Origin of the sequence: Nocardia sp. NPDC058114, from assembly GCF_042884695.1 — a bacterium.
GTDB lineage: Bacteria > Actinomycetota > Actinomycetes > Mycobacteriales > Mycobacteriaceae > Nocardia.
Genome location: NZ_JBHVTK010000002.1, coordinates 699,927 through 718,009 on the forward strand (window position 1 = coordinate 699,927; position 18,083 = coordinate 718,009).

The window sequence follows — 18,083 nt, forward strand, 5'->3', positions numbered from 1 at the left end:
GTGCAGATAGACGCACACTTATCTGATGATTCGTCACCGGTCAGGGCATGGATGGGTCGGGATTTCAGCCAGTTGTTGACACGCTGTCGGTAGAGGCGTGTCGCGGATCTGTGTATACCGCTAGCCTGGATGGGTGGAAGTACACGCGCAGGCCCGGTCACCGCAGAGCCGTCCGGACCCTGCGCTGGAATTGCAGGACGACCCCCAGGAGTTGATGCCGCGCAAGCGGCCGACGCAGGAGCGCAGCAAGCGCAAATTCGACGCGCTGCTGGCGTCCTCGCGCGAGTTGCTGGTCGAGGTGGGTTTCGAGTCGTTCACCTGTGAAGAGGTCGCCCAGCGCGCCGAGGTGCCCATCGGCACGCTGTATCAGTTCTTCGCCAACAAGTACGTGATCGTCTGTGAACTCAATCGGCAAGACCTGGTTGCGGTTTCCCGCGAGCTGGCCGACTTCCACGGTGAAGTGCCCTCACTGGACTGGTTGCGGCACATGAACCAGTTCGTCGACCACATGGCGAACCTGTGGACCACCGACCCGTCACGGCGCGAAGTGTGGCTGGCGATGCAGTCGACCCCGTCCACACGCGCGACAGGCGCGTTGCACGAAAAGGAATTCGCCGCGGTCGTCTCGCAGATGCTGCGGCCGCTGACACCGCGCACCCCGCGCGCCCGGCGCACGATGATGGCCGAAGTGCTGGTGCACGTCGTGTATTCGATGCTGAATTTCTCGGTACAGGAAAACCAGTCGAATACCGACGCGGTCGCCGAACTCAAGCGCCTCATGGTGGCGTATCTACTGGTGGCGGAAAAAGAATCGCGAACCGCCGAGGAACACTAGCGGTTCGCGATTTCTAGCCCCGGCCGTCGATCAGATCGGCCAGTTCGCCCGGGTCTTCCAGCACCACCATCGCCGCGGCGGTATCACCGTCATGGGTCAGGGAGAGGTGCACTCGGACGCGGGGCAGGAATTCCGCGGCGAGGCCGTGGAGTTTGATGCTGGGCCTGCCCCACGCGTCGTTGACGACTTCGATGAGCGGATACGGGTTGTCGCCGATCTGCGGACTGCGGGCGAAACGAGACGATGCCCAAGCTTTGAGCACCGCCTCCTTCGCGGCCCAGCGCGCGGCGAAGCTGCGGTCCGGGTCGGTCTGCTTGCTCTGGCAGTAGCGACGCTCACCAGCGGTGAATGTCTCCCTGAGCATGGTCGACCCGGGCCGTTGCAGCTGTTCGGCGAACTCGGAGATGGTCACCAAGTCCAAGCCGATACCGAGAATCGTCACAAAGCGGCAGCCTACGACGCTTCGGTCGGCTGCGGGGTGATTTGCCCGGTGCCGCAACCCCATCCGCTCGCGCTGTAGACGCCGTCGCTGTCCAGACGCGCCTGCGGCGAGAGCAGCATGTCGGCCTCGAGCTGACGGATCTGCTTGGCCGGCGTGCCGTCGGCGCCCAGTCGACGATCAGCGGGCTTCTCGTACAGTGCCGACCCGCCGCACATGGCCTCGGCGAACCGCTGCCTGCCCGCGAGCTGACGCGTCTGCGCCCGCTCCTGGTACTCCGCCCGCGCGGCCGGTTCGATCGCGGCCAGGAACGCCTGCGGATGCACCACCGCGAGCAGACCGGACACGTGACCGAAGCCGAGCGAGGTCACCAGACCCGCCTTCAGCGCGAACTTCTCGCCGAAGCGCAGCGGCTCACGCGCCCACACCAGGTGCGGGTAGCCCGCCATCTTCTCGTCGACGCAGTCCAGGCTCCGGTTCGGCGGCACCACACCGTTTTCCAGCACCTGGCACAGGCCGATGAGCTGGAACGCCGCCGCGCCGCCCTTGGCATGTCCGGTGAGGCTCTTCTGCGAGACCACGAACAGCGGTGCGCCCTCGGTGCGACCCAGCGCGCCCGCCAGCCGCTCGTGCAGCTCCGACTCGTTGGGGTCGTTGGCCGCGGTGGAGGTGTCGTGCTTGGAGATCACCGCGATGTCGTCAGGGGTCACACCGAGCTTGCGCAGTTCGGCCGCCAGTCGCGACTCGCTGCCGCCGCGCCCCGCACCCAATGCGCCGAGACCCGGCGCCGGGATGGAGGTGTGCACGCCGTCGGCGAAGGACTGGGCGAAGGCGACGACGCCGAGCACCGGCAGACCCATCTGCACGGCCACGTCACCGCGGGCCAGCAGCACGGTGCCGCCACCCTGCGATTCCACGAACCCGCCGCGGCGGCGATCGTTGGCGCGGGAGAAGTAGCGGTCGCTGATGCCCTTGGCGCGCATGCTCGCCGAGTCGGCGGTGGCCGACATGTCACCGAAGCCGACGATGCCTTCGATACCCAGGTCGTCGAAGCCACCGGCGACCACGACCTCGGCCTTGCCGAGCCGGATCTTGTCGACGCCTTCCTCGACCGAGACCGCCGCCGTGGCGCACGCCGCGACCGGATGCACCATGGCGCCGTAGCTGCCGACGTAGGACTGCACCACGTGCGCCAGGGCGACGTTGGGCAGTGCCTCCTGGAGGATGTCGTTCGGGCGCGGTTCGCCGAGCAGGTTGTCGACGTAGAGCGAGCGCATCGAGGACATGCCGCCCATGCCGGTGCCCTGGGTGTTGGCCACCAGGCTCGGGTGCACCCAGCTCATCAGCTCGTCGGGGCTGAAGCCCGCGCCGACGAACGCGTCGACGGTGCAGACGATGTTCCACAGCGCGACCCGGTCGATCGAAGCGGCCATGTCGGCCGAGACGCCCCAGATGGTGGGATCCCAGCCGGTCGGGATCTGACCGCCGACCACACGCGACAGCTTCGCCTTGCGCGGCACCCGGATCTCGGTGCCCGCCTGACGAGTCACGGTCCAGTCGCTGGAGTCGGTGACCGGCGCGATGACGGTGTGCTCGGGATCGGCGGTGTGGAAGGCGCGGGCCTCCGCCTCGCCTGCGACGGTGAACGACAGGTCCTGATCGAGGAACACCGAGGTGAGCAGCGGGGCCGCGTTGTCGAGCATCGCGCCGTCGTCTTCGTAGCGGCGCACACCGCAGCGTTCGACCACGGTGTCGTGGTAGCGCTGCGCGACCTCCGATTCCGGCACGAAGTCACCGGATTCGGTGTCGTACCAGCCGGGCTTCGGTTCGTTCTCCCACCGGATCAGACCGGTGGTCCAGGCCAGCTCGAGCACGCCGGCGGCCGACAGTTCGTCTTCGACCTCCATCTCGAAGCGGGTGCGCGAAGAGCCGTACGGCCCGAGCTCACCGGCGCCGACGATCACGACCATGTCGCTCAACTCGGCGGTGACCGGGGCCCATTCCGGCACCGGCAGTGCCGAACTCAGGGTCGGCGGGGCGGGCAGTGCGGCGATCGTCGCGACGGTGGCGGCTTCTTCGACCTTCTCGGCCGCGGCCTCCTGCGCCTGCTTGGCGAGCGCGGGCAGGTCGAGCTTGGCACGCGCCAGACCACCGGTGAGGTCGATCTGCTGCGGGCCGGTGATGGTCACCTGGCGGGCACGCGAGGTGCACCACTTGAGCAGTTCGTCGGCCATCTCGTCGGTCGACCAGGTGTGCACACCCGCCTTCTCGACGGCTTCGACCATGGGGTCGTTGTGGCCCATCAGCCCGGTGCCGCGCACCCAGCCGATCAGCGCGTGCACCAGGGTGACGCGTTCGGCCCAGGACTTCTCGGCCTTCCATTTCAAGACCACCGCGTCGAGGGCGGCCTTGGACTCGCCGTACGCGCCGTCGCCGCCGAACAGGCCACGGTTGGGCGAACCCGGCAGCACCACATGCAGTTTCGCGTCGACGTCGTGGTCGGCGCCGAGGGCGGACAGGCCGCCGATCAGCCGTTCCACCGACCACAGCAGCACGCGCATTTCCATTTCGGCCCGAGCGCCCGCGTCGGCGAGGTCACCGGCGACGCGCGGCGCCGCGAACGGCAGCAGCATCGTCGGGGTCATCGCGTCCTTGACCTTGATCTTGGCGCCGCCCGCGTTGTCGACCTGTTCGGTGCCGACCCAGTCGATCAGCGCGTCGAGGTCCTGGTAGGAGGCCATGTTGGCCGGGACCACCCACAGCGCCGCACCGTGGCGGGCGTTGTCGCGGTAGAGCGAGCGGTAGAACCGCAGCCGCTCGTCGTTGAGACCCGACGTGGTGACCACCACGGTCGCGCCGCCGGACAGCAGCTTGCCGCTGACCGCCGCCGCGATGGAACCCTTGCTGGCGCCGGTGATCACGGCGAGATCGTCGGACCACAGACCTGGCTCGGTGGTGTCGAGCGCGGTCTTCGCGATCTGCGCGTACACCCCGGCCAGCACCGACCGGGCCTCGTGCATGGCCCGCTGCCGCCACCAGTTCGCCTGGGCGGCCACGGCTTCACCGGCGCCGGCGAATCCGTCGATCGACTGTTCCGCGGTGGTGGCGTCGTCGCCGAGCCACATCTTCGCGAGATCCTCGCGGGCGGTGGCCCACCGGTCGTCGATGAGAACGGCCTTGCGGGCGTCGAACGCGGGCGCGACCAGACGCGGCCAGTCCGAACCCAATTCGGCCGAGACGAGGTCCGCGAGAGTGTCGGCAGTCGCCTCGGGAGCGCTGATCTTCTCGCTGAGGCCGAGTTGTTCGAGTACCATCCGCGCCGCGGTGGCGAGCACGCCGTCGCGTCCGGTGATCTGCTCGGTGAACTCGCCGAGCGCCGCCGCGTCGACGGTGCCGCCTGCCGCGCCACCCGCCGAGGGCATCGAGACCGAGACACCGCGCCGTGCCGCCACGGCCTGCACGGCCGCGTCGATGGCGGCGTCGACCGATGCGGCGTCACTGAGCGCACCACCGGCGAGACCGCCGAGGTCACCACCGCGCACGCTGGCGCCTTCGCGGGTGCCGAGCGAGACCTCCGCGGTGACGTGGCTCGCCCAGCCGTCGCCGAGTTCCCAGACCTTCTTGACCCGGTCGGCGATGGCGGCGGGCCGCTTGCCCGACGGGCCGAAGACCTTGCGCAGGTGGTCGCCGATGGAGTCGGTGAGCACGCTGCCGAACGGCTTGTAGGTGCGGGCCAGGCGTTCGACCGTGGCCGCCAGCGCGCCCATGTCGGCGTCGGCGGCACCGTCGATGGCACCGAGGGACAGTTCGGCGCCGAGGTCGACGAGCAGCTGGTTGCGGCGCGAGGAGACACCGTCGCACAGGCCTTCGATGGTGTCGACCGGGCCGATCTGGTCCATCCGCAGCTTCGTCCACAGCGCGATGAGCACACGGGTGGCGTCGGCGGCGCTGAAGGCGATGTCGTCGGGGCGCGGGCCGCCGGTCGCCACCGGAGCGGCGGCGACGACGGGTGCCGCCGTGGCCGGTGCGACCGCGGCTTCGACCGGGGTCTCGTCGATGTCGTCGACCGGGGCCGGATCGGTATCGGTGGAGTAGACGACCGCGGCGTCACGTTCGACGTTGACGACCTCCACGGTCGCCCCGCCGAACGCGGGCAGCTTCAGCGTCTGCGAGGCCAGGTTCGCCACCGTCGGGGTGGCGCCGAGGCCGATTTCGACGAAGCGCTCGACCCCGAGACCGCCGTGCGCGGTGTCGGTGAACAGCAGATCCTGGGTCTCGATCCAGCGCACCGGGCTGGCGAACTGCCAGGCCAGCAGCTCGATCAGCACCACCCGGCACAGCTCGGCATCGCGCGTGGCCCAGCTGTCGAAGTCGGCCAGCACGGCTACGAGCGGCTCCGAGGGCACGAGTTCGGCGATCTCGGCGAGGAACGCGCGATCCAGGGAGAACGGGCGTGGCACCAGGTTCGGAATGTAGCGTCCGACCAGGACTTCCGGGTGCACCTCGGCGGGCAGCAGCTGCTCGAGCTTGTGCCGGAACTCCGGCACACCGTCGCGCAGCACCGAGGAGTGGAACGGCACGTCGATGCCGGGCACCAGGATGAAGGCCCGCTTGCCACCGAATTCCGCACGGCGGCGATCGATTTCGGTCTCGAGCGCTTCGAGCCCGGCGACCGTGCCCGCGATGGCGTACTGCGAGCCGCGCAGGTTCAGGTTCACCACCTCGAGGAACTCGCCGGTCTCGGCGCCGATGCCGTTGACGAAGTCGATCACCTCGGCGTCGGGCAGGCCGATCTGCGACGGGCGGATGGCGGCCATCCGATAGTCACTGCGGCCCTTGGCATCACGCGGTACCAGCTCGTGCATGGCCGAGCCACGCTGGAACACCACCTCGAGCACGGCCTCCAGCGGCAGCACACCGGCGACGGCGGCGAGGGCGTTGTACTCGCCGACCGAGTGACCGGCCAGCATCGCGCCTTCGACGAACGCGCCCGCTTCCCGCAGTTCGGCGACCTGGGCGACACCGAGGGTGGCCATGGCGACCTGGGTGAACTGGGTCAGGTGCAGCACGCCGTCCGGGTGCCGATGTTCGACACCGCGCGCCTTGAGGTAGGTCGGGTTGTCGCGCACCACCGCCAGGATCGAGAAACCGAGGGCTTCGCGGGTGTGCGCGTCGGCACGCTCCCACACCCGCTTGGCCGCCTTCGAGCGGGTCAGCGCGTCCAGGCCCATCCCCTTGCGCTGGATGCCCTGGCCCGGGAAGGCGTACACGGTCTTCGGGGCGGCGGTGCGCCCGGTCGCGGTCATGACCAGGTCACCGTCGACACGGCAGGAGACCTCGACGATCTCGGCGCCCGCGTCCACCGCGATCCGCTCCACCCGCACGTCCACGGTCGCGCCGGGGCGCACCATGCCGAGGAACCGGGTGGTCCATGCCGTGAGAGTGCGTGCGGGAACGGAGCTTTCGGGATCCACGGCGACCACCGCGTGCTGGGCGGCGGCCGAGAGCCACATACCGTGCACGATCGGGCTGCCGAGGCCGGCCAGCTTGGCGGCGGCCTCGGAGGTGTGGATCGGGTTGTGGTCACCGGAGACCGCGGCGAAGGCGTGCATGGCGCGCGGGGCGGCCATCTGCACGTCGCGGCGACGGCGGCGCGGGGTGTCGGTGGCGGTGCCGGACACCGCACCGGCCGCACGCGGCGGATCGGTGAGCTCGCCCGCGCCGTTGCGGCCGCGGATGGCGAAGCGTTCGACGAGGCGGGCCAGCGGGGTGGCGTCGAGTCCCTGATCCAGGATCAGGCCGATGTTCACCACGACCTCGACCACGCGGCCCATGTCGGTGTCGACCACCGCGCCACCTTCGGCGCGAACGACGAGAATGCTTGTCTCGGAGGGCAATTCGTTCAGCAGTTCGACCTGGTGATCGAGGTGGACCAGGTCGAGCATGCCCTCGATGACGCAGCCACCGACCGGGGTGCGAGCCGCGCCGAGCACCGCGAAGACCGCGGGCCAGCAGGCGCCGACGAGCACATCGGGGGCGGTGCGACCGAGGGTGCTGAGAGTGTCGGGCAGGCCGGAGCCGGTGACACCGGCGTGGTCGGCGATCAGGTCCGGCATCCATGCCAGATTGAGGTGCGCCACACCGGCTTTCACCTCGGGCAGCGACTTCCCGGCGGCAACGCCGAGCAGTGCCGACATCGCGATTTCGGCGTCGGCGTCGGTGATCACCGGCGCGCCACCGGAGTACACGCTCGCCGGCACGGTGATGCGGATCCGCACGGAGTCGCGGGCCAGCGGAACCGAAAGCTCCACGTAGCTGAATTCGCTTTCGGGCCCGGTGGTTTCGGTCAGCGTGGCGCCGGTGCTCTGATGCACCGCGCTCCCCTGCTCGACGGTCCACTCCGAGACGTCACCCAGGCGGTGCACCGGGTTGACGGTGGTGCGACCGGCCCACTGCACATCGGGGGCGGCGAGCACGGTGTCGATCGCTCCGGCCACCACACCGGCGACGCGACGCGCGTCCACCGGCTCGGGGACGACACCGGCCCTGACCAGGCTGTACGCGGTGTCCTGTTCGAAGCGGTCGAGCAGTTCGCCGACCGGCTCGTCCACGCGGGTGATGCCCGCGACAGCGACGGTGCCGGGGATGACGCACACCTGATCGGCCGAGTAGCGCGGATCATGGGCCTGCCACAGCGAGTCCGAACGCCACCAGCGGCGCACATCGGCGTCGACGACGGGCACGAAGTTCACCGGCTTGCCCGGCGTCTTGCACAGGGAGACGAAGAACGGCACGTCGGCCGGGTGCAGCACGGTGTCCGCGACGGTCGGGTACTGCTTCTTCAGCTCGCACAACGCCTGCACGGGGTGCTCGAAGGCGTCGTCGTCGGCGAACAGGGTTTCGATCTCGCCGCTGTCGGCCGGGTTGAGCCGGGATTCGGTGCGGCGCATCATCTCCGCGAACCGGTCGCGCCAGCTGATGTCGAGCCAGTCCGAGCGGGTGGCGTCGCGGATCGCGTCACCGATATCGCTGCCGCAGTCGAACGAGATCGGCACCTCGCTCGACACAGCCAGCGAGACGTAGCGTTCCAGCCACTGCTGGTAGGTCATGGTGGCGATGTCGCCGAAGTAGGGCTTGGCGGTGGCGTCGAGCGCCGCGATGATCTCGGCGCGACGGCTCGCCACGGCCTCGGCATCGCCCGCGACCTCGTCGAGCAGGCGGCCGGTGCGCGAGGCGGCGTTGTCGATCTCGTGGATATCGGCGCCCAGCTGGCTGCGCCCGGAGGCCATTCCGCCGCTGGCGGTGCCCGCACCGACCCAATCGGGGGTGCCGGGGGTATCGACCAGCAGCTGCTTCACCGCGGGGGCGGTGGTGGCTTCCAGGGTCGCCATGGCCGCCGTGCCGACGAGCACACCGTCGAGGGGCATCAGCGGGTAGCCGTGGCCGGTGGACCAGGTGCCGGTGAGGTAGTCGGTGGCGCGCTCGGGGGTGCCGATGCCGCCGCCGACGCAGATCACCACGTTGGCCTGGCTGCGCAGCTGAGCATAGGTCGCCAGCAGCAGGTCGTCGAGGTCTTCCCAGGAGTGGTGCCCGCCCGCCTTGCCGCCTTCGATGTGCATGATCACCGGGTAGTCCGGGACAGCGTCGGCGATGCGCAGCACGGCCTTGATCTGGGCGACGGTGCCCGGCTTGAACGCGACGTGGCTGATGCCGGCCTCGGACAGCTCGCCGATCAGCGCGACGGCCTCGTCGAGTTCGGGGATGCCCGCGGTGACGATCACGCCGTCGATCGGCGCACCCGCGGCCCGCGCCTTCTGCACCAGGCGCTTGCCGCCGAGCTGCAGCTTCCACAGGTAGGGGTCGAGGAACAGCGAGTTGAACTGCACCGCGCGGCCCGGTTGCAGCAGCTGACGCAGCTCGCTCACCCGGTCGGCGAAGATCTGCTCGGTGACCTGTCCGCCACCGGCCAGCTCGGCCCAGTGGCCTGCGTTGGCCGCGGCCGCGACGATTTTCGCGTCGACGGTGGTCGGGGTCATGCCTGCCAGCAGGATCGGCGAGCGACCGGTGAGCTTGGTGAACGCGGTCTCGACGACGATGCGGCCGTTGGGCAGACGCACCGGCTTCGGCGCGAATGCCGACCACGGCGTCGACGCCTCGGGCGCGGCGCCCGGGGTGAGCAGGCTGCGCTGACCGGCGCGGGTGGCGGCGGCGACCACACCGACACCGGTGCCCTTGAGCGAGCCGCCGGTCACCCGCGAGAGCAGGTCGCCGGGGCCCAGGTCGAGGATCCACTGCGCGCCCGCGTCGACCACGGCGTCGACGGTGGCGACCCAGTCGATCGGGTCGACGAGCACCTGCTGGGTCAGAGCGGCGGCGAGGTCGGCGTCGATCTCGCACTGGCGGGCCCAGCCCGCGACCAGTTCGACCGTCTCGGCGAGTGCCGGGTGGTGGAAGGCGACGTCGACGGCGATGTCCTCGAACACGGGCGCGAAGACCGCGCCACCGCGGGCCTTGCTCTCGCGCTCACGGGTCTGCTCGTCGTGCAGCTGCGCGCAACGCGTGCGCACTCGATCGATCTGCGCGGGCGCGCCCGAGAGCACGACGCGCTTGCGCCCGTTGCGGATCGACACGACCGCGGCGACCGCGGGGTCGACTCCGTCGGCCACCTCGGCGACGATCGCCCGCAGCTGTTCGGGATCCACGTTCGACACCGCGACCATCGGCGAGCGCTCGCCCACCGGCATCAGTCCACGCCTGCGCGCGACGAGCCCGGCAGCGGCGCCGACGAGCTGGGCGATGGCCAGCAGCTCCGCGTCACGCGTGCCGCCCGCTTCGACCGCGGCGGCGGCGAACAGCCCCTGCGAGTGTCCGACGATGGCGACGGGAGCGTGCTCGACCGGGTCAAGGCCCTGCAAGCGCAATGCCCTGGTCGCGGCGAGCTGGGCCAGCAGTACGCCGGGCATGGACACAGCCACCGAGCGCAGCACCGCGTCCGAGGGCGCCGAGGACGGCTCCTCCGGCTCGTCGAGCTCGCTCTCGAGCACCCAGCCCATCGGGTCGAAACCGCCGGGGCGCACCACCAGCAACTGCGTCGCAACCGGCTCGAGCAGCACGGCCGCGTCGTTGACCAGCGCGGTCAGCTCGGGCTCCAGCGCGCTGTCGCGCCCGATCTCCTCGAGCTCGCGCAGCCACTGCGCACCCTGTCCACCGAACGCCAACGCGTATCCCGCCCCGTTGCGCAGCTGCTCCAGCAGCGCCGCGCGGACACCTCTCGCCTGGCCACGACCATTGGCGCTCGCGGTCGCTCCCATGCCGATTTCGGTGCTCTCGTTGATCGTCAAGACGCTCGACTTCCTTCTCCTGGCGTGTCGCCCACCGACGGCACGCACACGTTTCCGGCAGCCCCTCGGGCCTGTTGAGAGCCACAATCGCACAAAATCATGAGGAAAGCCTCACGTTTCCGGCCCGGTAGCGGGCTACTCCCCAGTATTTCTGTACGCCCGTACCGAAATCTTCTGAAACATGACGCAGCCTCATGTTTGAACGCGCAGGTCCGGCCTGTTACCCGAGTTCTCAAACATGAGTGCCCCTCACATTGAGAGTTACCGAATCGTTATAACCCCAGGTCGTGTTACCCACGAGTACGCCACGCCGCCCCAACGCTTCGCGAAGCCCGATTCGCCCGGTAGAGTTTGGACGGTCGTACACATCCAAGCGCGAGTGGCGAAATTGGCAGACGCGCCAGATTTAGGTTCTGGTGTCCACGGACGTAGGGGTTCAAGTCCCCTCTCGCGCACTTCTCTTGCACGTTTTAGTGTCAGATATGACGCAAAAACGTGGTACTGAGCCCCTATCGCCCCACTTGAGCACCGTAGTGCGACAGATGTGACGCGAAACGTGTTGGAGCGGTACACGAGGCACCCCTCTTGCACGCGTACCGCCACGACTCACTCCCACACAGGCGTGCTCGCACCGCCGACCAAGATTCGCGGATAGATAGCCGCTCCACCGCGGCTCCGGCCTCGCCAACGGCACCGAGCCACGACCGGTAGAACCAGTTCACACGCCAGATACTCGACGCGGCAGCATTCGGTGCGGCGCTGCCCGCCGACGACGTCGACGACATCATGGCCCGCGTGGACACGCCCGCTGCGGCATATCAGCCAGATTTCGCCGCACTGACCATCGCCGTGCTGCACCCGCGAGCCCTCGTCTTCGCGAACGATCACACCCTGCGCGCTGACCGCGCTGGCCACACAGCCCTGGCCCGGCAACCTGCGCGAACTGACCTTGGTCCTCGACTACGCGACCGCACATCGACCAGTCGGCGACATCACCGACAAAGACCTGCCCCGGCCTGCCGTTTCGCCGCGACCCACCCGCTGACGCTGATGAAAATCGCGGAATGAGACACCATCCTGACGGCCTTACGCGCAGCGAACGGGAACAAAGCCGCGACCGCGACCGCGCTGGGTATCGGTCGCACCACCTTGTATGCGCGCCTGCGCCGATACCGAATCACCTCGTGAACGCGACTCGAATGGTCGTTCCTGACGACGGCGGCGCCGTCCCACACTGGCCCGGATCCCGAGTATCAGGTAGGCGCCGTCGGTGTCAGACCGTCGAAACCAGCCAGTCATACATCCACGACAGTGCGGTATCGCCGTTGCCGACTGGGTAGGCCCAGTACATGGTGTGGGCATGGGCGCGGAACCCTGCCGGTAGCGGGTCCGCACAGCCGGACTGGCCTGTCGGCTCCGGCGGTGGCCAGCCGAGTACCGCCCACCGAACACCACCGACACGACACATGTGCACCGGCGGGCTCGCGGCCACGCCACCCCGCGCAAAATATTTCACGGTTCCAGCGAGCGCTACCACAACCCAGTCACGGGATCACGGCATCGAACAATCGGATCTGTATGAATCTATCTGTTGATCTTGGACCACCCGGATCCCATCCTCCTAAGTAGTGCATTCGACCCAACGAAAGTTGCCGACTCGAAGTTCTGGGGGGAAAGTGGTTATTCCGGAGTCGTCGCGATCTACACCGGACCGCCTACAGCTTCGCTTGTGGCGTCCGACGGACTCAGCCGTACCTCCCTCTTCGACCGGAGCGGTGGTGGTCGACTTGTTTCGCGCCACCAGCACCCTCCAGGTGCTCGCTGACTCCGGCCACGAGATTTCGATCGCAACCGACCCCGAGGAAGCGCAATCTCGAATATCGGAAGGGTTTCGAGGTGTAGGCGAGTGGGGAGGAGTCACTCCAGCGGGGTTCACCTTCGGTAATTCACCCCGTAGGGTCATGCACTTGCCAGTCGCTGGGCCCCCGGTTGTCTTCTTGTCATCAAATGGTGCGGGTGCAATCCGTGCAGCTGCGAAACACGCTAAGTCTGTTCTTATCGGCAACTTGTGGAACCTCCATCTGCTCAGGGAAGTACTAACGGGGGTCGGAGGATCGTGGCTGCTCGTCCCCGCTGGCCTCCGGGGACAACCCTGCCTCGAAGATGATTTTGTGTGTTCACGACTCGCAGCTGAGGTCGGTGTGGCCGTCCCGGGCCTGCGCGAGGACATCGGATTGCCATCCATCCATGCGTCCGCGTCCACGCATCTCCCGGAGGACGCGGATGCGCACCACGACATCGACTTCATCCTCTCCTCGTCGTATCGACCGACTGGTCTTCCCACCCATGAGGACGGATTAATCGTCAGCAGATCATGCAGCTTCGTCATCGAGGCCCTCACTCAATCGCCGCAAGGCAGCGAGGCGGGTTTCCACGACAGCCATCGACATACCGATGAGCAACGGCCACCGGAGCCTGATGTTCGACCGTCCAGCGGGCTGCAAATAGGACAACGCACATAACCATGCATCGGCCCGAGCAAACACCAGGCCAGACAGACCGCGCGACGGAAAATGGCTCCCGCTCACACCTGCCTCGAGCAGGTTTGCGGTTCAGCATGAACATAATTGACGATAGCGATACAAGCAGAGGGGATGGCGGTACACATGACAACGAAGCCTCTCCTCTCTAACGGACGGAAGTTCGATCGGGGCACCACCCTCATATCTCTGTTGCTTGCCACTGCGTTGATAGCGTTGGACACAACAGTCGCTGCAACTGCTGCGATTACCATCAGCGATGATCTCGGCGGCGTTGCCAGTGTTCCGTGGTTGTTCTCGGTGTATGTGCTCGCGCAGGCGGTTACCGTACCAATATATGGCAAGTTGGCCGATACTTTCGGGCGCAAACCGATATTGCTTATCGGCATAGCCGTATTCGCCATCGGATCAGCCGCCTGTGGCTTTGCTCCGAATATGACCGCGTTGATTGTTGCCCGTGGGGTGCAGGGTATTGGGGCCGGCGCCATACTGCCGATATCGACCACAGTCCTCGGCGATATCTACACGATAGAAGAACGCGCGAAGGTACAAAGCTACTTCGCGAGCGTCTGGATGGCATCAGCCGTCATCGGCCCGCTGGCGGGCGGTTTCATCGCTGAATTCACCAGCTGGCGTTGGATTTTCCTGCTCAATCTGCCATTGACAGCTGCAGCAGGGTGGATGCTGCACGCCCACTATGCCGAGCTGGTGCCACGCCGACCTCAGCAAATCGATCTGATCGGCGCAGGCCTGCTTGCGGGCGGTACCGGTGCCTTCGTTCTCGGTTTACTCGAAGGCGGACGATCCTGGACCTGGGTCTCGGTACCCAGTGTCGGGGTGTTCAGCGGCAGCCTGGTGCTCCTTTCACTGTTCATCGTCGTCGAACGACGCGCTCCTGACCCCGTGCTACCGCTGCGAGCATTCCGCGGCCGGGTAGTCGTGGTCAGCAGTGTGGTATCTCTGCTCGCAGGTGCGGTCCTACTCGGACTGACGTTGTATGTACCGACCTACATGCAGCAAGTGCTCGGCACAGGTGCACTGCTGACAGGAGCTGCGATAGGGGCTCTGCTGCTCGCCCAACCGTTGGCGGTCTCCTTCGCTGGAAAGCTCTACTTGCGCATGGGGTTTCGAACTACGGTGGTGGTTGGGAGCGCAACTACGACGGTAGGCTCTGTGGGTTTCCTCATGCTGTCGCCGGGTTCGACGGCGATGTCGGTGGCCGCGGCCTGCTTCCTGACAGGCTTCGGCATGGGGTTGGTCACGGCACCAACCATGATCGCCGCACAGGCTAGCGTCAGCTGGAGCCAGCGCGGCATCGTGACGGCAACAAACATGTTCGCGAGGTCGATTGGTGGAGCTTTCGGCGTAGCCGCGTTCAGCGCTGTCGTCAGTTCCGGAACAGGCGGTAGTCGCGACCTGAGCTCTGCCGCGATGGGATCGGCGCTCCATCTCGTGTTTGGTTTAATCACAGGACTGGTCGTCATGATGCTGGTCGCCTCGACCCTGATGCCTCCTCGACCGGGCTGCTACGATCCCCAAATCGGCGCCGATCCGGCTATCACCGGGGAGCTTTCGGAAGAACAGAGGCGCAGCCTCCCAGTAGAACCGAACGGAACACCGCACGTCATAGCGGTACATCGAGGGGTGTCGACAACAGTCGATGCAAGCGGGGTGGTACCGCGGAGTCGGGGCAAACGCCGGCTTCGTCCCTGCATGAGGTGGACAGTTACTCATGCGGACAGACGAAGCAAAGGATCGTATTGATGTCCAGACAGCACACATTCGGATCTCCGTTCAACGCATTGCCCGCGCGAATCGACCTGCCGGCCATGGACGCGCGGATCATCGACTGGTGGCAAGAGCGCGATGTGTTCCGACGCAGCGTCGAGCAAACCAGAGACGGTGCCAGTTGGGTCTTCTACGAAGGCCCGCCGACCGCCAACGGATCGCCGGGAACCCACCATGTGGAGGCTCGGGTCTTCAAAGATGTATTTCCTCGCTACCGCACGATGAAGGGATATTCGGTACCTCGACAGGCGGGGTGGGACTGCCACGGACTGCCCGTCGAACTAGCCGTTGAAAAGGAGCTGCAGCTCGCGGGCAAGCCCGACATCGAAAAGGTTGGTATCGCCACCTTCAACGAGCGATGCCGCGAGTCGGTCCTGCGTCATGTCGGTGAGTTCGAGGCCCTCACGCAGCGAATGGGCTATTGGGTCGACCTTGACCAGCCTTATACCACTATGTCGCCGGAGTATATCGACAGCGTTTGGTGGTCATTGAAAAAGATCTACGCTGACGGACGCCTGACCGAGGACTTTCGAGTCACCCCGTACTGCCCACGGTGCGGGACTGCGCTTTCCGACCACGAAGTGGCGCAGGGCTACGAGACGGTGACCGATCCGTCGGTGGTTGTCCGGTTCCCGTTGTCGAAGCCTCTCGCTGGATACGACGGAGTCGAACTGCTGGTATGGACAACGACGCCGTGGACGTTGGTGGCCAATACCGCAGTGGCCGTCAACCCCGACGTGCCTTACGCCATCGCACGCACCGCCGACGGAGTGTTTGTGGTGGCCGAGGCATTGCTGGATGCCGTACTCGGCGCCGAAGGTGCGGAAGTGCTGGCTGTCCTTCAAGGGATCGAACTGGCCGGGCTGCACTACCGGCGACCGTTCGACTTCGTCGAGATACCTGATGCGCACATCGTTGTCCTCGCCGAGTACGTCACCACTGACGACGGTACCGGGCTCGTGCACCAGGCTCCAGCATTCGGCGCGGACGACCTGGCTGTGTGCCGGGCCAACGGGCTGCCAGTGGTCAACCCAATTGGCCCGAACGGCGAGTTCCTCGAAGAGCTAGCCTCCGTCGGTGGGATGTTCTTCAAGTCCGCCGACCAGTGGTTGATCGATGATCTGCGTACGCGCAGGCTGTTGTTCGCCTATCAGCCCTATGAGCATTCCTATCCACACTGCTGGAGGTGCCATACCCCGCTCATGTACTACGCGCAGCCATCGTGGTACGTCCGCACGACCGGCGTGCGGTCGGCATTGCAGCGAGAAAACGAGCGGACGAACTGGTTCCCTTCTCACATCAAGCACGGACGGTTCGGTGATTGGCTTGAGAACAACGTCGATTGGGCGTTGTCGCGGTCGCGGTACTGGGGTACGCCACTTCCGTTGTGGCGCTGCGGAAACGGACACGTCACCCCGGTTGGGTCGCGCCGTGAACTCGGCCAGCTCGCGGAACAAGATCTCACAGACCTCGATCCTCATCGCCCGTTCATCGATGCCATCACCTTTTCCTGCCCGGACTGCACGCAGACCGCCACCCGGGTCCCGGAAGTAATCGACGCCTGGTACGACTCGGGCGCCATGCCGTTTGCAGCACTGGGCTATCCCTACGCCGAAGGCAGCGTCGACGCGTTCGAACGTCGATACCCAGCCCAGTACATCTGCGAAGCCATAGACCAGACCCGAGGTTGGTTCTACACGCTCATGGCGGTTGGCACCCTGGTCTTCGACCGCGCCCCGTACGAGAACGTTGTCTGCCTCGGCCACATCATGGCTGAAGACGGCCGCAAGATGAGCAAGCATCTCGGCAACATCCTGGCACCGCTCCCGCTAATGGATGAACACGGAGCGGACGCACTCCGCTGGTTCATGGCATGTTCGGGGTCGCCGTGGGCTCCTCGCCGAGTCGGACCGGGTCCGCTCGATGACATCACGCGAAAGCTGTTGATGACCTATTGGAATACGGCATCGTTTTTCAGTTTGTACGCCAGCCATGCTGAGTGGAAGACCCAAACAGCGCATGCAGCTGCGGATCGTCCGATTCTGGACCGCTGGGTTCTCGGTGAACTGCACCGGCTGGCGCGTGAAACCGACGAGAAGCTCGAACACTTCGACACAGCGGGTGCAGGCAGGCTCCTCGCTGACTTCGTCGACGACCTGTCGAACTGGTACGTCCGTCGTTCTCGGCAAAGGTTTTGGGCCGGCGATCAGGATGCCCTTTCGACATTGTTCGAGTGCCTGGACGTACTCACTCGCCTGCTCGCGCCGTTTGTCCCGTTCATCACCGAGGAGGTTTGGCAGCAGGTTGTCCGTCTAGGAACTCCCGAGGTTCCAGAGTCGGTGCATCTCGCTGCGTGGCCGATCGCAGATGCCACGTTGGCCGACGCGAACCTGCCAGAACAAGTTCTTGCCGCCCGCGCGGCAGTCGAGGCAGGACGCGCTGCTCGCAAGGCGAGCAAGGTACGGGTTCGCCAGCCACTGGCCCGCGCGTTTGTTGGCCTGCCACCGGGCACCGTGCTACCTGACGAACTACGCGCCGATATTGCCGATGAGCTCAACGTGAAGTCGTTGCAGTTGCTCGATGATGCGGACGAAGTCGTAGATGTCGATGTAAAGCCCAATTTCCGCGCCCTCGGACGACGTTTCGGCAAGCGGACTCAGGCTGTTGCCAATGCCATCGTCGCCGCCGAAGCGCAGCGTATCGTCACACAGCTACGCGGACATGGCATCGCCACCATCGAGTTCGAGGGCGAGCAGATCGATCTCACCCCTGATGAGATCGTGGTTGCCGAGGTACCCCGCAGTGGTTGGACGGTGGAAACCCAGCGCGGGGTAACGATCGCGCTCGACACCACCCTCACCCCCGAGTTGACAGTGGAAGGCATTGCCCGCGACGTGATCCGCGTTGCGCAGCAGGCCCGACGTGAGGCCGGACTGGACATCTCTGATCAAATCGGGCTGTCGATCGCCGGTCCCGATTCGGTGTTGGAAGCAGTCCGGACGCACGAGGCATTTGTCGCCGAGGAGACACTCGCCCGTTCGGTGCACCTGGTCGATGTGCTCGAGGGTGGTTTGGTCAGCACTGTCGACGGCGCCGAGGTCGTTGTCGGCGTGGTCAGATTGCTCGCGAGGTGACAGACA

7 protein-coding genes and 1 tRNA gene are annotated in these 18,083 nt (G+C 66.5%); 6 read left to right on the plus strand and 2 right to left on the minus strand.

Going from position 1 to position 18,083, the window contains the following annotated elements:
* Positions 1-214 precede the first annotated feature (214 nt).
* A complete protein-coding gene (locus ACFVVI_RS11825) occupies positions 215-835 on the plus strand; it encodes a TetR family transcriptional regulator (RefSeq protein WP_378994773.1) in 621 nt (206 codons plus the stop codon).
* A gap of 13 nt (positions 836-848) precedes the next feature.
* Here the strand turns inward: ACFVVI_RS11825 and ACFVVI_RS11830 are convergent, their stop codons facing one another.
* On the minus strand, positions 849-1,277 hold the full coding sequence (locus tag ACFVVI_RS11830; RefSeq protein ID WP_378994563.1) for a holo-ACP synthase: 429 nt from the start codon (positions 1,275-1,277) through the stop codon (positions 849-851).
* A gap of 11 nt (positions 1,278-1,288) precedes the next feature.
* A complete protein-coding gene (locus ACFVVI_RS11835; RefSeq protein WP_387445236.1) occupies positions 1,289-10,615 on the minus strand; it encodes a fatty acid synthase subunit beta domain-containing protein in 9,327 nt (3,108 codons plus the stop codon).
* Between the two features lie 373 nt (positions 10,616-10,988).
* Here ACFVVI_RS11835 and ACFVVI_RS11840 point away from each other — a divergent pair.
* From ACFVVI_RS11840 to ileS, 5 genes are all read left to right on the plus strand, one after another.
* Positions 10,989-11,070: transfer RNA gene (locus ACFVVI_RS11840), tRNA-Leu, on the plus strand.
* A gap of 622 nt (positions 11,071-11,692) precedes the next feature.
* Positions 11,693-11,803: a helix-turn-helix domain-containing protein gene (locus ACFVVI_RS11845; protein WP_387445386.1), complete on the plus strand. Its 111-nt coding sequence runs from the start codon at positions 11,693-11,695 to the stop codon at positions 11,801-11,803.
* 590 nt (positions 11,804-12,393) lie between these two features.
* Positions 12,394-13,137, plus strand: coding sequence for a 2-phosphosulfolactate phosphatase (locus tag ACFVVI_RS11850; RefSeq protein ID WP_387445237.1), 744 nt, complete (start codon positions 12,394-12,396; stop codon positions 13,135-13,137).
* 144 nt (positions 13,138-13,281) lie between these two features.
* The gene (locus ACFVVI_RS11855) at positions 13,282-14,919 is read left to right on the plus strand and encodes an MFS transporter (protein ID WP_387445238.1); all 1,638 of its coding nucleotides are present in this window, start codon (positions 13,282-13,284) and stop codon (positions 14,917-14,919) included.
* Positions 14,919-18,077, plus strand: a complete 3,159-nt coding sequence (ileS, locus tag ACFVVI_RS11860) for an isoleucine--tRNA ligase (RefSeq protein ID WP_387445240.1) — start codon at positions 14,919-14,921, stop codon at positions 18,075-18,077. The genes ACFVVI_RS11855 and ileS overlap by 1 nt, the downstream gene beginning before the upstream one ends.
* Positions 18,078-18,083: the final 6 nt, after the last annotated feature.

Coding starts and splice junctions, on each gene's coding strand:
- ACFVVI_RS11825 (WP_378994773.1), top strand. CDS start 215: ATGCCGCGCAAGCGGCCGACGCAGGAGCGCAGCAAGCGCAAATTCGAC.
- ACFVVI_RS11855 (WP_387445238.1), top strand. CDS start 13,282: ATGACAACGAAGCCTCTCCTCTCTAACGGACGGAAGTTCGATCGGGGC.
- ileS (WP_387445240.1), top strand. CDS start 14,919: ATGTCCAGACAGCACACATTCGGATCTCCGTTCAACGCATTGCCCGCG.